Origin of the sequence: Streptomyces sp. NPDC002602, assembly GCF_042889445.1 — a bacterium.
Taxonomy (GTDB): Bacteria; Actinomycetota; Actinomycetes; order Streptomycetales; family Streptomycetaceae; genus Streptomyces.
Genome location: NZ_JBIAQX010000002.1, coordinates 639,928 through 654,821 on the forward strand (window position 1 = coordinate 639,928; position 14,894 = coordinate 654,821).

Consider the following 14,894-nt stretch of genomic DNA (forward strand, 5'->3'; position numbering starts at 1 on the left):
CCGAGGGAGTCCCATCGATGGCGAACTTCGCCAAGCCGAGCGCCCCGCGCTTCAGCGTGGAGGTGTACCAGAACGAGTTCCTTCCCGAGGGCGGCCGCGACGTCCACGCCATCGTCACGGTCACCTCCAGCGGCGGGGCCACCGCCACCCGCGCCGCCGTCCCCGCTCCCGGCGGAGCCGCGGTCGTGATCATGGTGGACTGTTCCGGGTCCATGGAGTACCCGCCGGACAAGATGCGCGGTGCCCGCGAGGCCACGGCTGCCGCGATCGACACCCTGCGCGACGGCACGAGCTTCGCGGTGATCGCGGGCACGCACGTGGCCAGGGAGGTCTATCCCGGTCAGGGCCGGCTGGCCACGGCCGACGCGGTGACCCGCGCGCAGGCCAAGGAGTCCCTGCGCGGCCTCGGTTCGGGCGGCGGCACCGCCATCGGTACCTGGCTGCGGCTGGCCGACGGGCTGCTGCGGCAGTCCCGGGCCACGATCCGGCACGGGATCCTGCTCACCGACGGGCGCAACGAGCACGAGGAACCGGCCGTGTTGCGCGCCACCCTCGAAGCCTGCGCGGGTCGCTTCACCTGCGACGCGCGCGGTGTGGGCACCGACTGGGAGGTGAAGGAGGTGACCGGCATCGCGAGCGCGCTGCTCGGCAGCGCCGACATCGTGGCCGATCCCGCGCACCTCACCGAGGACTTCACGCGCATGATGGAGAACGCCATGGGCAAGGAGGTCGCGGACGTCGCGCTGCGCCTGTGGACCCCGGTCGGCGTGGAGATCCAGTACGTGAAACAGGTCGCGCCGACCGTCCATGACCTGACCGACCGCCGTACCGAGGCCGGCCCGCGGGCCGGCGACTACCCGACGGGTTCGTGGGGCGACGAGTCCCGCGAGTACCACGTGTGCGTCCGGGTCCCGGGGGCGGCCGTCGGGCAGGAGATGCTGGCGGCCCGCGCGACGCTGATCGTGCCGGACGCGGCGGGCGGTGCGCCGACCGTCCTCGCCCAGGGTCTGGTGCGGGCGGTGTGGACCGACGACCTCGTCGCCTCCACGGCGATCAGTCCGCAGGTGGCGCACTACACCGGGCAGGCGGAGCTGGCCCAGGCCATCCAACAAGGTTTGGAAGCACGCAAACTGGGCGATGTCGATGGTGCGACGGCCAAACTCGGACGCGCGGTACAACTGGCGAGCGCGTCCGGCAACGCCGACACTGCCAAACTGCTGGCGAAGGTGGTGGATGTCGTGGACGCGGCGGCAGGTACTGTGCGGCTGAAAGCGAAGGTCGCCGATGCCGACGAGATGACCCTTGAAACGCGTTCGACGCAGACCGTCCGAGTGAAGAAGACCTGAGAAGAGACCTGCCGCGATGACGCAGGGAGAAGGGGGAAGCGTAGCCATGCCGACCTGCCCGAACGGGCACCAGTCCGCCTCCGAGGACTGGTGCGAGGTCTGCGGCCACCGCATGGCTGCCACCACGAGCGCCCCCGCGGCGCCTTCCTACGGCTACGGCTACCCTCCCACGGCCGGTGAGCCGACCGCGCAGGCGGAGTTGTGCCCGCAGTGTCGGACCCCGCGCGAGGCCATGGCCCCGTTCTGCGAGGAGTGCCGGTACAACTTCCTGACGCGTTCGGCGACTTCGTACACGCCGCTCGCGCAGGAGACGGGCCCGGCCGCGGGCACCGGGAGCGTGGGCACCCCGCCGCCCCCGCCGCCGCAGGCCCCGCCGAACTTCTCGCAGGATCACTTCGACTACCAGGGCTCGCGGCCGTCCCGGGTCAACCGACCGGCCGAGCCGCTCCAGCGCGAGGACGACTGGCTGCTGCCGCCCCCCTCGCACGAACAGCAGGGACACGGGCAGCAGGGACACGGGCAGCAGTCACACCAACAGCCCTCGCACCAGCAGCAGTCGCACCGACAGCAGCCCGTGCAGCAGCCCCTCCAGCAGGAGTACCAGCAGCCGCACTATCAGCAACAGCCTCCGCCGCAGCAGGAGTACCAGCAGTCTCCGCAATCACAGCAGCAGTCGCAGCCGTTGCAGGGGCAGCAGTCGCAGCAGGAGTACCAGCAGCACTCACAGCACCAGCAACAGCAGGTCCCGCAGCATCAGGCTCAGCAGCATCACCAGCAACAGCACTACTCGCCCCAGGGCCACCAGGGCCAGGCCCCGTCCCTCGGCAACGGTGCCTGGAGCGCGACGATCGGCCCCGACCGCTCGTACTTCCTGGCGATGATGCAGCGCAGCGGTCCCGAGGCGGCCGGGTTGAACATGCCCGCGTACTCCCCCGAGCAGCATCTCGCGCTCTCCGGCGGTCAGATCACCATCGGCCGGCGGCGCGCCTCCTCGGGCGAGTCCCCGGACATCGACCTCTCGGTGCCCCCCGAGGACCCGGGCGTCTCCCACCAGCACGCGGTGCTCGTCCAGCAGCCCGACGGGAGCTGGGCGGTGGTGGACCAGAACTCCACCAACGGCACCACCATCAACGGCGGTGAGGAACCGATCCAGCCCTACGTCCCGATCCCCCTCGGCGACGGCGACCAGGTCCACGTCGGCGCCTGGACCACGATCACCGTCCGTCGGGGTTAGGCGGTCGTCCCGACCTCCCCCAGCGGCCACACGTACGGGCCCTGGGGGTCGTCGAGCCACGACCACTGGCCTTCCGGGGTGAGCGTGACCCCGAACCGCTCGCGCGCCGGGCGGCCCTCGCGGCGCCACAGGTCAAGGGCCTCCCGGGGGTGCAGGACGCCCTCGGTCAGGATCAGCAGGAACTGGAACCGCTCGTTGTCCACCAGCTCGTACGGGAGCCCGTGCCGGGGCAGCGAGGGGGCGTGCGGGGCCGCGCCCGCCCCGCGCAGCGGCACGAAGTACGCCGAGGTGTGCAGGAACCGGCCCTCCGCGAAGTCCGCGTCCCGCACGGTGAGCGCGATCAGCCCGGTCGACAGGGGCGCCAGGATGCGTGCCCCGGGCCGACACTGGGCCGGCCAGGCGTGCGGGATCAGCGGCAGTGTGCAGGTGACCAGGATCCGGTCGAAGGGGGCGCGGGAGGGGCAACCCCGCGCCCCGTCGCCGGTGACGACGGTCGGGTGCAGGCCGAGCTGCGCCAGGTGCGTCCGCGCCGACTCGGTGATCTCCTCGTCCAGGTCCACCGTGGTGACCCGTTCCTCGCCGAGCCGGTGGCAGAGCAGGGCCGCGTTGTAGCCGGTGCCCGCACCGATCTCCAGCACGTTGTTCCCGTCACGGACCTCCAGCGCCTCCAGCATCCTCGCCATCAAGGAGGGCTGGCTGCTGGAGGACACCAGCTCGCCGTCGCGCAGCCGGGTGGCGAGCGGGGTGTCCGTGTACACCCCGCGCAGCCAGCGGGCCCGCCGCCCGGGGTCCGGATCCTCGGCCCAGAGCCGCTCGTGTCCGGCTCCGCGACCGGTCCAGAAGTACGGGACGAAGACGTGCCGGGGCACCGCCGCGAAGGCCGCCCGCCAGTCGGGGTCGTCCAGGGCCCCGGCCGCGATCAACTCCTTGACCTGGGCCGCGTGCGCGGTCTCGCGCAGGTCGCGTACTTCTGCATCTGCGCCCATCTCTCCACTGTGCTGCCCGGCGGGGGCGAAGGCCAACGGTGATCGGGCGTGTTCCCGCGCGTCGCGGCGTGGCGAGCGGGGTGCCGGGCTTGCGGGCGGGGTCCTAGGACCCCGGTCCTCGGTCCGGGCGTCTGAGACGATGGTCAGGTGAATGACGATCCGCAGGGCACGGTCCAGGAGCAGACCTTCTACGAGCTGGTGGGCGGCGAGGCCACCTTCCGCCGCCTGGTCCACCGGTTCTACCAGGGCGTCGCGGAGGACCCGCTGCTGCGCCCGATGTACCCGGAGGAGGACCTGGGGCCGGCCGAGGAACGGTTCGCGCTGTTCCTCATGCAGTACTGGGGCGGCCCGGGCACCTACAGCGAGAACCGCGGGCACCCGCGCCTGCGGATGCGGCACGCGCCGTTCCAGGTGGACGCGGCCGCGCACGACGCGTGGCTGGGTCACATGCGGGTCGCGGTGGACGAGCTGGGCCTGGCGCCGGAGCACGAGGCGCGGCTGTGGCGGTACCTGACGTACGCGGCCGCATCGATGATCAACACGGCGGGCTGAGGCGGCCGACGGAACGCACCCCGCCGGCCGACGGCGGGGACGGTACGGCGGCGCAACGACGCCGGAGGCCGGCCGGGGACGGTACGGCGGCGCGACGCGCGACCGTGAGGCGGAAGGCCGTACGGAACCCGCGCGGCGTCGTCGGACGGGCCGGGCCGGCTTCGTCAGACGGGCCGGACCTGCAGGGCGCCGAGGCCCCCGGTCCCGCCGGGACGACGCATGGCGACGGACCCGTACGGGGTGCGCAGTCGCAGCCACCCGCCGGACGCCAGCAGCGCCACCGGTGCGGGGGCCGCGGGCGGTCCGCCGGGGCCGGCGGACACGGAGGCCCGTACCGGCCGCAGGAAGCCCAGGGACTGCGCGGCGTGCACGGCGCGCAGTGGAAGTTCGGTGTCGCCCACCGTGCGGGACCAGATCTCGCGGCCGATGCGGTCGCGCTCGGACCGGGTCCGGTGCTGTGGAGGCAGGGCCTCGTCCCGGGCCCGGAACTCGGCGACGGCGCCCGCCACGGCGGCCCGCATCGCCTCGGCGCCGGGCAGGCCCGCCACCGGCTCCCAGCCGCCGCGCGGAGGCAGTACGCCCGCCCAGGGCGGCCCGGTGACCGGACCGGGCACGACGACGCTCGCGGCGCCCTCGTCCACCGATTCCAGCAGCTCACCGGCGGACACCGTCAGGTCCAGGGGCGTCCCGGCGGGCGCGGCGAGCCGCACCGTGCGGACGGCCAGTACCTCGAAGGACGGCGGCCGCCCGAAAACGGCGAGCGCGCCGCCACCCGCCCGCGCCTGAAGGCGGACGGCGGCGGCGCGGTCGTAGTGCACCAGCCGGCCCAGGAAGGCGGCGAGGTCCGCCGCCTCCCCGGAGTCGGCGCAGTGCAACCGGTCGTTCATGCCGCGATGCGCCCTTCCGAGCCCTTGGCGCGCTTGGCGTCCAGGGGCTCGTCCAGGTACTCCTCCAGGAAGCTGCGCTCCTCGGCCGTGATGCGGCGGGGCCGCCCCGCGGCGAGGTCGTACGGCACGACCACGGTCTCGGCGCGCACGTAGACCGTCTCGGGCGTGGACTCGGTCGCCTCGTCCTTGACCTCGTAGCGGATGGTCAGGGACGCGGCGCCTATCCGGGTCACCCAGGACTCGATCAGCACCGGCTCGTGCCGGTGCACGAGGGGCAGCTTGTAGTCGATCTCGTGACGGGCCACGACGGAACCGCCCGTGAAGGACTCACTGCCCTCCCCGGGCGCCAGGCGGAACATGAAGTCGATGCGCGCCTCCTCCAGATAGCGGAGGAAGACGACGTTGTTGACGTGCCCGAAGGCATCCATGTCCGCCCAGCGGAGGGGGCACCTGTAGTGGTGTCTGGCCATGGTCCTCGACCTCAGCCTCGGGTCAGCTTCTTGTAGGTGGCGCGGTGCGGACGGGTCGCGTCCACGCCGAGACGCTCGACCTTGTTCTTCTCGTACGACTCGAAGTTGCCCTCGAACCAGTACCACTTGGAGTCACCCTCGTAGGCGAGGATGTGGGTCGCGACCCGGTCCAGGAACCAGCGGTCGTGGGAGATGACCACGGCCGCGCCCGGGAATTCGAGGAGCGCGTTCTCCAGCGAGGACAGGGTCTCGACGTCGAGGTCGTTGGTGGGCTCGTCGAGGAGCAGCAGGTTGCCGCCCTCCTTGAGCGTCAGCGCCAGGTTGAGGCGGTTGCGCTCACCACCGGACAGGACGCCCGCGGGCTTCTGCTGGTCCGGGCCCTTGAAGCCGAAGGCGCTGACGTACGCGCGGGACGGCATCTCGACCTGGCCCACGTTGATGTAGTCCAGCTCGTCCGACACGACCGCCCAGAGGGTCTTCTTCGGGTCGATGTTGGCGCGGCTCTGGTCGACGTAGCTGATCTTGACGGTGTCGCCGACCTTGATGGCGCCGGAGTCCGGCGTTTCCAGGCCCTGGATCATCTTGAACAGCGTGGTCTTGCCGGCGCCGTTGGGGCCGATGATGCCGACGATGCCGTTGCGGGGCAGCGTGAACGACAGGTCGTCGATGAGGACCTTGTCACCGAAGGCCTTGGAGAGGTTGTTGACCTCGACCACGATCGAGCCCAGACGCGGGCCCGGCGGGATCTGGATCTCCTCGAAGTCCAGCTTGCGCATCTTGTCCGCTTCGGCCGCCATCTCCTCGTAGCGGGCGAGGCGGGCCTTGGACTTGGTCTGACGGCCCTTTGCGTTGGAGCGGACCCACTCCAGCTCTTCCTTGAGGCGCTTCTGGCGCTTCTCGTCCTTGCGGCCTTCGACCTTGAGGCGGGTGGCCTTCTTCTCCAGGTAGGTGGAGTAGTTGCCCTCGTAGGCGATGGCGCGGCCGCGGTCGAGTTCCAGGATCCACTCGGCGACGTTGTTCAGGAAGTACCGGTCGTGGGTCACGGCGATGACGCAACCCTTGTACTGCGAAAGGTGCTGCTCCAGCCAGTTCACCGACTCGGCGTCGAGGTGGTTGGTGGGCTCGTCGAGGAGGAGCAGGTCCGGGGCCTCGATCAGCAGCTTGCACAGCGCCACGCGGCGCTTCTCGCCACCGGAGAGGTTGGTGACGGGCCAGTCTCCGGGCGGGCAGCCCAGGGCGTCCATGGCCTGCTCCAACTGGGCGTCGAGGTCCCAGGCGTTGGAGTGGTCCAGGTCTTCCTGGAGCTTGCCCATCTCGTCGAGGAGCGCGTCCGTGTAGTCGGTCGCCATCAGCTCGGCGACCTCGTTGAAGCGGTGCAGCTTCTTCATGGTGTCGGCGGCGCCGTCCTGGACGTTCTCCAGGACGGTCTTCGACTCGTCGAGCTTGGGCTCCTGCATCAGGATGCCGACGGTGAAGCCGGGCGAGAGGTACGCCTCGCCGTTGGACGGCTGCTCCAGGCCAGCCATGATCTTCAGAACGGTGGACTTACCGGCGCCGTTCGGGCCGACCACACCGATCTTCGCGCCGGGCAGGAAGTTCAGGGTGACGTCATCAAGAATCACCTTGTCGCCGTGCGCCTTGCGCGTCTTGCGCATGGTGTAGATGAACTCAGCCAAGAGAAACCGTCCGGCAGATCGATGGGTGGGCAGATACACCCCATCTTGCCTGACGTCCATCCCTCGGGGGAAACCCGTATGGTCCCGGCGCCCTGACCTGCGCGGCGGCCGGAGGGGCCTGACGGTCGTGGCCGTCATTGGTCGTCGTCGGCCGTCCCCGGCCCACCTCCGACGGCCCAGGGACGGCCCGGAGGCCGTCCCCTCCGGGGACCTTTCTCGCAGGTGACGGCACATGGTCCGCTCGTTCCGGGCAGGGAAATCGCGAGGCTCAGGGCCCGACAGAGGAATCGCTTCAGGTCCCGCCGGACAGGCCGCAGGCCCCCGCCTGCTGCCGAGCGGGCGGGAGGCATCATGGGGTCGGGTGCTGAAGGAGGGCTGACGGTGATACTCGAGTGTGACCCAGTTTGCGACGTGGTGGACGTCCAGGGTTCGGCCGAAGAGCTGGACCGCCTGGCGTACGTGGTGGCCCGGGGAGAGGGGAGCCTCCGCTGCGCTCCCGTGCCGGACGGCGAGGCCCTGGCAGGGGTCGAGGTCCGGACGGGTTCCGGCCCCGGGGTCCTCATCCAACTCGATCACGAGCGGCAGGTCCTCGTGATCGACGGCGATGCCGAAGCAAGGGCGCTGCTCGCGGACGCGCTGCGCGGCATGGCCGCCGCCGAGGACGGAGGCCACCTCCACATCGAGTACTACGCCGAGTACGGCTACCTCGCGGAAGGGTCCGTGTCGTTGGTGGTCAACAGCCCGCACGGAGGTATGCCCAGGCGGTAGGCCGGGCGGCCGAGCCCACGGCGTCTGGTGCCGTGCAGGAACCGTGCTGCCGGGGCGCGCGCGTACTGGACGTACTCGGTTGCCCGGAGTGCGGGCCGGGCGCGGTGCCAGGCGTCGCGGGCCCGGCAGGATCCGAAAGGGACGGCCTGGCCCTCGCGGTCCGACGGCCCCCGCGACCTGATGCCGAGCAGCGGACGCGGGAGGCCGTGGCGGCCGTGTGTGGCCGCGCTTTGGTGGCCTCGGAGGCTGCCTGACGGCCCACAGACGGCCCACGGCCCCACAACGGCCCCTCATAGACGGTTCCACCGCAGGTCAGGGGCCCGTTTTGCTTCCCAGGTTCGCCAGAAACAACCCATCTTGCCTGCGTCCATGGCTACGGGCGAATGGGCAGGTCAGGCCCCGCTGACCTCGGCCGCCTCGGACCGGCCCGGGTCGCGGGTGCCGCCGCCGATCGTCGGAGCCCGCCAGGGCGGCGCGGATGTGCGCCGCGCCGTGCGATCACCCGGCAGGATGACGCCAGGTTCTGGGCCGATCCCTCGGAGGAAACGTGGACAACGCCTGGCTGGCGCTCGCCGGCACGACCATCGCCGTGGCGGGCACTCTCGTCGCCCCCATCGTGTCGCAGCGGCTGCTCGCACACGCCGAATCCGATCGCCACGAACGCCAGGAGCGGGCGGCCGACGCCCAGTGGGTCCGCGAGCAGCGAGTCGTCGCGCTGGACAAGCGGCGCGACTGTTACGTGAACGCGAATTCCGGGTACCGCCGCCACCGCATAGAACTCATGAAGTACCTCTGGCTCGTGCACAAGCGGGGCGACACCGCGGAGGAGCGGACGGCCTTGGAGGACGCACGTCACGCGATGCACGCTTCGTTCGCCGAGGCCCAGATGGTCGCCTCCGATTCCGTCCTCGCGGAGCTGGACGCCCTGGCACAGACCCTTGCCCACCTCTACGACCGGATCATGCGCCTGGAGGAGGGCGACGCGGCACCCGACGACTCGTTCGAGAAGATCCGGACCGACCTGCTGCGGGCCAACGCGCAGTGGGTGATCATGCGTGGTGAGATGCGGGCCGACCTGGGAGTGGACTCACGACCGGCAGCCATCTCGACGACGGCCCCTGATTCTCCCGCCGTCGCCGGCGCCACCGCCGACGGCCTCCGGGCGGCCCAGCCGGGGTGAGGCGGTCCCCGCTCGGGGTCCCGGCGCCGGGAGCGCTTCCCCGCGATCCCTTGGCGGCTCGCGGGCCGATGGGCGATGGGCCGATGGGCCGGGGCACGGCCGCGCCCCGGCGCGCGGGTGGCGCCGGGGCGGGCGGGTGGCGCCGGGGCGGGCGGGTGGCGCCGGGGCGGGCGGGCTGGGGCGGGCTGGCCGGGGCGGGCGGGCTGGGGCGGGCTGGCCGGGGGTGTGGTCGTCGCTCCGGGGGCGTCAGCGCGGGCGGTAGACGGTGAGGGCTTCCGGCAGCTCGTCGAGCACGAAGGCGGTGGGGGCCTTGGCGTACTCGCCGTCGTAGGCGAGGGGGGTGCCGGGCGGCACGTCCGAGATCCGCAGGCTCCGCAGGCGGGTGGCGGTGTGGACCGGGGAACGGCTGAGGGGTCCGGTGAAGGCCGCGGCCAACAGTCGCGGGCCGGGACGACCGCCGCCGAAGACGAGCCGTACGTCGAGGAGCCCCTCGCCGAGGTTGTCGCGGCGCCTGGGCGTGGGGCCGCTGCCGTGGTACGTCCCGTTGCCCGCGAACAGCAGCCAGACGCTGCGCGGTCGCCCGGCGAGGCTCAGCCGCACGGGCCGCTCGGCCCGCAGCACCCGCCACGCCGCCAGCAGCGCGGCGGGGCCGCTCCCGATCCGGGGCGCCCACCGCAGCCGGTGTCGCAGCAGCTCGGGGTAGGCGCCGATGCTGAAGTTGTTCAGGAAGTACCCCGACTCCTCGTGCCCGGGCCGGGCACCGGACTCGGGGGCGGCCTCCGCCTCCTCGGCGGGGTCGGAGTGTCGCCGCGGGCCGGGGGTGAAGCGTCCGACGCCGACGCGGACCGCGTGCCCGTCGGCCACCGCCCGACAGGTGTCCTCGATTCCGGCGAGCCCGAGGTCGAGGGCGAAGTGGTTCAGGGTGCCGCCGGGGAACACCGCGAGCGGCACCCCGGCGCGCAGCGCGGCGGTGGCGGCCGCGTTGATGGTGCCGTCGCCGCCGCAGACGCCGAGCACCTGGGCCCGGGAGGCCGCGGCGGCCAGTTCCGACTCCAGCTCGGTGCTCTCGCACTGGACCAGCTCCGCCTTCGGAAGCCGGCGCTCGAGGACGTCGAGCCCGGCGAAGGCGGCCGTACCCGACCCGGAGTTGATCACGACCGTCAGGCCTTCCCCGTCCGGCAGCGCGGGGGCCCCGGCGTCCGGCCGTTCGTCGCCCGGTACGACCCGGGCCTCCTGGACGTCACGCGCGAGCCGTCGTACGAGGAACCCGGCGGCCACCCCGAGCGCCGCGCCCGCCACCACGTCGGACGGGTAGTGCACCCCGGTGTAGACGCGGGAGAACGCGACCGACGCGGCGACCGGGGCCAGCGCGAGGCCCCATCCGGGCGCCTCCAGCGCCAGCCCGGCGGTGAAGGCGAACGCCGAGGCCGCGTGCCCGGAGGGGAACGAGGTGGTCTGCGGCTGGGTCCGTAGCTGCCGGGTGGCCGGCACCCCTTCCAGCACGGGCCGACGCCGGCGTACGGACCACTTGCCGACGGTGTTGATCGTCGCCGAGGCCAGCGCGAGGGAGGTGACTCCCCGCACGGCGGCCTTGCGTGTCCGGGCCGAGCCGAAGGCGGCGAGCGCGGCGGCGGTCCCGCCCCACAGGACACCGTGGTTCGCGGCCCGACCCAACCTGGGCAGCACCCGGTCGGCCCCGGGCCAGTGCCGGTGGGCCACCGCGTCGAACAACTGCCGGTCCCATCGCGCGACCGACCCCTGCCAGGTCAATTCCTGTTCAGCCATTTTCAGCGCCTACCCCGCGCCGCGGATCCGGAACCAACCCCACCCGCCACCCGGGCCACCGGGCACGGGCGCCCCTCCCGGACCGCGCCGGGCTCACGAGACCCGGCCCCCGCTCGCCCGCGACGAGTCGAGGGAGACGACCCGCCCGGGGCGCCCTGGGCCGGCTCTTTCGGCTCTTGCCGGGGCCGCGTCGCCCGGCACCGCGCCCGGCGGCGTTGTCGGGGCACCCGAGCACGTCCGACACACAAGCGCCCTCCGCCTTGCCGGGCACGGCACCGGACACCGCGGCCCTGACCGACAAGACCCGAAAGAGACGACCTAGACCTCGTCCTGCTCGCCCTCCAGCGGCCGCTTGCGCAGCAGCAGGACGACCATGCCGCCCAGCACCACCAGGCCCACCGCGAGGGAGGCGATCACCGGGGTGGCCGCCGAGCTGCCACTGGTCGCGAGGCGTTCGCCGGCCGGGGAATCCTCGGTCTCGGTCCCGGTCGTGGGCTCGGATCCGGCCGACGGTACGGCCGTACCGGACACGGCGCCCATCGGCACCGGTTCGGGCGCGGGCCAGAGCGCCGTCGCGGTGGCGGTGGTCGCGGATTCGCTGGAGCCCGCCACGATCTGTGCCTGGTTCGGGACGCCGTTGGCGAAGAGCCGTCCGACGGGAACCTTGGTGGAGCCCTGCACGACGACCGAGGCGAGCCCGTCGGCCGTGCCCGGCGGCACCTCGAAGTACAGCCGGGTGCCGTCGGCGGCGGCGGTCAACGGCCGCCCCTGCTCGTCGACCACCCGCACGCCCATGGCAAGGGCCGCCGCGTCGGGGGTGACCGTCACGCTCTGGGCGCCGGTGCGCACCGTGACCGGGCCGAGCCGGCTGCCGACGGCCCCCGTCACCGGACCCGACACCTCGCCGGGGTCCAGTGCCAGCGAGGGCGGCGGTTCCGCCATCCGGCCCGCCTCCCGCTGGAGGTAGTCGGCGAGTTGTTCCGCCGCCGGGTCGGAGGCTTCCACCTGAGCCCCGTCCGCCAGCCGCCAGATCGCCACCTGTGTGCCGGCGGCGGCGCTCTCCGCGCTGAGGGGGGCGGCGCCGGCCGCCTTGGCGAGCTCCGCCAGGTCGTTGAGCTGTGGGTAGGAGTGCTCCAGCACCCAGCGGATCCGGCCCGCGCCGTCCTTGCCCTCGAGGGGGCTGCCGTTCCAGCCGCTCTCGGTGTACCGGGCCTCGGGCTGTGCGTAGCCCGCGACGCCGACCCCGTAGGTCTGGAGCATGCCGCCGCCGTCCACGCGCATCTCGTGCAGTCCGGCCGGGACCTGCCGTACGGCTCCGTCGCCGGTGCGCAGGACGGCCTGCCCGTAGGTCTTCAGCCCGTCCAGCACGGCGCTCGCACCCTCCGGGGCCCGGCCCGGTGTGGGCTCGGAGTCCGCCGCGACCGCGGCGCCGGGCGTGGCGGCCAGGGCCGCGGCCAACAGTGCCACCGCCGCCAGCTTCCGGCGTGTGGAGCCCCGTCCGGGAACGGCTGCGGGGCCGGTGACGGGTGGGGTGACGGGTCCGGCGATGGCGGGATCGGGAACGGAGGATGCGGGAACAGCGATCGACACAGTCTTCCCCTTCGGGCCGAGGACCCGGGTGCCGAGGACCCAGATGCCCGTGAGTACCGGGGAATCCTAACCGCCTCGAACACTCAGACCACCGCCGCCTTCTGAGGCGCCATCAATGGGGTGTCCGTTTTGACGACGCGCCGGAAGGCCGCCGTCCCCCGATTGAGGTCGTGTCCGACGGTGACGGCCTCGATGTCCGCGGAGAACCGTCGCGCCCCGTCCCCGTCGGGCGGATCGTCGCGCACCCGCAGCCTTCCGTGCACCACGAGGGGTTCGCCGACGGACACGGAACTCGCCAGGTTCAACGCGAGGGTTCGTCGCGCCCAGACGGTGAAGAAGCTGGTCGAGGCGTCGGACCAGGTGTCCGTCCGCCGGTCGAAGTACCTCGGCGTCACGGCGAATCGGAACCTCGCCGACGGGCCGGTCGGCGTCTCCTTGAAGTCGATCCGCGTCGCCACGTGTCCCACCAGCGTCACCAGGGTGTCGTTCATCCCGGTCGCCCTCCCCCGCATGTCACACCCGTGCGGACCGTCCGCACGAGGTACGACCATGCTGACCCTGCGACCCGGATCCCGCTCCGGCCTGTGGACTACTGACGGGTTGTGGAAAACTTCGCCACCGTCGCGTACTGCTCGCGCACCTCCCGGTAGCGCAGCAGCTCGGCCGCGACGGGCTCCAACACCCGGGCCCGCCCGCACCCGGCAGCCGCCTGCCGCAACCGGCGTTCCGCGTCCTGCCCGTACCTTCGGGCCGGGCCCCGGGCGGCGATCGAGCAGGCCCATTCGACCAGCGGGCCGCCGACGATGCCCGCCACCATCAGCAGCACCGGCGGCATCAGGTGCGGTGGCAGGACCCCGGCGATCTGCCCGACCAGCCACAGGCCGCCGTAGATCTGGAGCAGGGTCATCGCGGCCTGAACCAGCACCGCGGCGGGCCACCAGCCGGGTCGCGGCGGTTTGACGTGGGGCACGGTGACCGCCGTGCCCACGGTCACCGCGATCTCGTCCAGTGCCTCCGGGAGCCGGTCGGCGCCGCGCACCGCGGTTTCGCGGACCGCTTGGGCCCAGGGCTCGGGCAGCCCGATGACCGCCTCGTCCGCGACCGTCCGTACGGCCTGCTCCACCCGCTGCCGGGCGGTGACCTCCTCCTCGACGGGGAACTCGGTCGCCGTCGGGTTCCGTCCGATCGCGGCGAGGGCGGCCAGACCGGCCAGGGAGCGCGGGGCGCGCCGGCTCTCGTACCAGCGCCACAGCCGCAGCCACGGCGTCCCGCAGGCCTTGCCGGCGTTGCGCCGCCAGGCCCGTTCGGCGGCGAGACCGGCCGCGTACGCCCCGACGGCCTCGGCGAGTCGGTCCTCGAACTCGGCGCGCGCCCCCTCCCCGATCTCGGGCCCCGGGTGCCCGTCGGCGACGTACAGCGGCCTGAGGCGCAGCGCGGCCCGGTCGACGTCGGCGGAGATCCGCCGGGTGGCCGCGCCCTTCTCCTGGGTGAACTGTCCGAGGAGTTCGCGCAGTTCCCCGACGCCCTCACCCGTCAGGGCGGAGACTCCGAGGACGGTCGCCCCGGGTTCGCCGTGTTCCCCGAGGGCGATCCCGTCGTCGTCCAGCAGTCGCCGCAGGTCGTCCAGGACGAGGTCGGCCGACTCGCCGGGCAGCCGGTCCACCTGGTTCAGCACGACGAACGTCACCTCGGCGTGCCCGGCCAGCGGGCGCAGGTACTTCTCGTGGAGGACGGCGTCCGCGTACTTCTCCGGGTCCACCACCCACACCACCGCGTCGACCAGCGCCAGCACCCGGTCCACGTGGTCCCGGTGGGCGCCGACGGCCGAGTCCAGGTCCGGCAGGTCCACGAGGACCATTCCCCGCAGCGCCTCGGCCTCCGCGGTCTCACGCGGCCGGCGCCGCAGCCGGCCGGGGATCTCCAGCCGGTCCAGCAGGCCCGCCGCGCCGTCCGACCAACTGCAGGCGATCGGCGCGGCCGTGGTCGGCCGGCGCAGACCCGTCTCGGAGATCTGTACCCCGGCGAGTGAATTGAAGAGGGTGGACTTGCCGCTTCCGGTGGCGCCGGCGATCGCGACGACCGTGTGCTGGGCCGAGAGCCCGCGCCGCGCCGCCGCCTCGTCGAGGATCCGTCCGGCTTCGGCCAGGGACTTGCCGTCGAGGATCCGGGTCCTGGAGAGCCCGATGAGCTGGCGCAGTGCGTCGAGGCGGGTGCGCAGGGCCTGCGCCTCGGGGCTGAGCGGGGGCGCGGTCACCTTGCCGCCGTCGCTGCCGGCGCCGGAGACGGCCCGCACGAGCGCGTCGTCGCCCTCCTCGTTGTCGGTCGCGGGCCAGTCGTCGTCGGCGACCCGGGGGCGCGAGCGCGCGATGAGTCCGTCGTCCCAGCGGTCGTCGGTGCGGTCGGTCAAGGCGGTCACCGTG

Annotated in this window: 13 protein-coding genes; 5 read left to right on the top strand and 8 right to left on the bottom strand. The window is 73.0% G+C overall.

Going from position 1 to position 14,894, the window contains the following annotated elements; all coding sequences use genetic code 11:
* Positions 1-17: 17 nt before the first annotated feature.
* Both ACFYW3_RS08245 and ACFYW3_RS08250 read left to right on the top strand, forming a co-directional pair.
* Positions 18-1,346: a VWA domain-containing protein gene (locus ACFYW3_RS08245; RefSeq protein WP_351757768.1), complete on the top strand. Its 1,329-nt coding sequence runs from the start codon at positions 18-20 to the stop codon at positions 1,344-1,346.
* 46 nt (positions 1,347-1,392) lie between these two features.
* Positions 1,393-2,580 carry an FHA domain-containing protein gene (locus ACFYW3_RS08250; RefSeq protein WP_351757771.1) on the top strand — a complete coding sequence of 396 codons (1,188 nt, stop codon included), beginning with the start codon at positions 1,393-1,395 and terminating at the stop codon, positions 2,578-2,580.
* Here the strand turns inward: ACFYW3_RS08250 and ACFYW3_RS08255 are convergent.
* A complete protein-coding gene (locus ACFYW3_RS08255) occupies positions 2,577-3,566 on the bottom strand; it encodes a methyltransferase domain-containing protein (RefSeq protein WP_351757774.1) in 990 nt (329 codons plus the stop codon). The genes ACFYW3_RS08250 and ACFYW3_RS08255 overlap by 4 nt on opposite strands.
* A 147-nt stretch (positions 3,567-3,713) precedes the next feature.
* Between ACFYW3_RS08255 and ACFYW3_RS08260 the strand changes: the two genes are divergently transcribed.
* A complete protein-coding gene (locus ACFYW3_RS08260; RefSeq protein WP_351757777.1) occupies positions 3,714-4,118 on the top strand; it encodes a globin in 405 nt (134 codons plus the stop codon).
* Positions 4,119-4,282: 164 nt separating this feature from the next.
* Here ACFYW3_RS08260 and ACFYW3_RS08265 read toward each other — a convergent pair whose 3' ends face one another.
* Genes ACFYW3_RS08265 through ettA form a run of 3 tightly spaced genes read right to left on the bottom strand, consistent with a single transcriptional unit; the run spans position 4,283 to position 7,151 of the window.
* Complete coding sequence (locus tag ACFYW3_RS08265; RefSeq protein ID WP_351757780.1) at positions 4,283-5,005, bottom strand: hypothetical protein; 723 nt, start codon at positions 5,003-5,005, stop codon at positions 4,283-4,285.
* Positions 5,002-5,475, bottom strand: a complete 474-nt coding sequence (locus ACFYW3_RS08270) for a thioesterase family protein (protein WP_351375685.1) — start codon at positions 5,473-5,475, stop codon at positions 5,002-5,004. Before ACFYW3_RS08270 ends, ACFYW3_RS08265 begins: the two co-directional genes overlap by 4 nt.
* A gap of 11 nt (positions 5,476-5,486) precedes the next feature.
* A complete protein-coding gene (ettA, locus tag ACFYW3_RS08275) occupies positions 5,487-7,151 on the bottom strand; it encodes an energy-dependent translational throttle protein EttA (RefSeq protein WP_078998307.1) in 1,665 nt (554 codons plus the stop codon).
* A 411-nt stretch (positions 7,152-7,562) separates the two neighbouring features.
* Between ettA and ACFYW3_RS08280 the strand changes: the two genes are divergently transcribed.
* Both ACFYW3_RS08280 and ACFYW3_RS08285 read left to right on the top strand, forming a co-directional pair.
* Positions 7,563-7,919 (top strand): hypothetical protein, encoded by a 357-nt coding sequence (locus ACFYW3_RS08280; protein WP_389385870.1) that lies wholly within the window; start codon positions 7,563-7,565, stop codon positions 7,917-7,919.
* Between the two features lie 547 nt (positions 7,920-8,466).
* A complete protein-coding gene (locus tag ACFYW3_RS08285; RefSeq protein ID WP_389385871.1) occupies positions 8,467-9,099 on the top strand; it encodes a hypothetical protein in 633 nt (210 codons plus the stop codon).
* A gap of 246 nt (positions 9,100-9,345) precedes the next feature.
* Here the strand turns inward: ACFYW3_RS08285 and ACFYW3_RS08290 are convergent, their stop codons facing one another.
* The 4 genes from ACFYW3_RS08290 to ACFYW3_RS08305 all read right to left on the bottom strand — a co-directional run bounded on the left by ACFYW3_RS08290 (position 9,346) and on the right by ACFYW3_RS08305 (position 14,890).
* Positions 9,346-10,884 (bottom strand): bifunctional phosphatase PAP2/diacylglycerol kinase family protein, encoded by a 1,539-nt coding sequence (locus ACFYW3_RS08290; protein ID WP_389385872.1) that lies wholly within the window; start codon positions 10,882-10,884, stop codon positions 9,346-9,348.
* A 318-nt stretch (positions 10,885-11,202) separates the two neighbouring features.
* Positions 11,203-12,432 (bottom strand): TQXA domain-containing protein, encoded by a 1,230-nt coding sequence (locus ACFYW3_RS08295; RefSeq protein WP_389385979.1) that lies wholly within the window; start codon positions 12,430-12,432, stop codon positions 11,203-11,205.
* A gap of 125 nt (positions 12,433-12,557) precedes the next feature.
* Complete coding sequence (locus ACFYW3_RS08300) at positions 12,558-12,965, bottom strand: single-stranded DNA-binding protein (protein WP_351757793.1); 408 nt, start codon at positions 12,963-12,965, stop codon at positions 12,558-12,560.
* 98 nt (positions 12,966-13,063) lie between these two features.
* The gene (locus ACFYW3_RS08305; RefSeq protein WP_351757796.1) at positions 13,064-14,890 is read right to left on the bottom strand and encodes a GTPase; all 1,827 of its coding nucleotides are present in this window, start codon (positions 14,888-14,890) and stop codon (positions 13,064-13,066) included.
* Between the last annotated feature and the right edge of the window lie 4 nt (positions 14,891-14,894).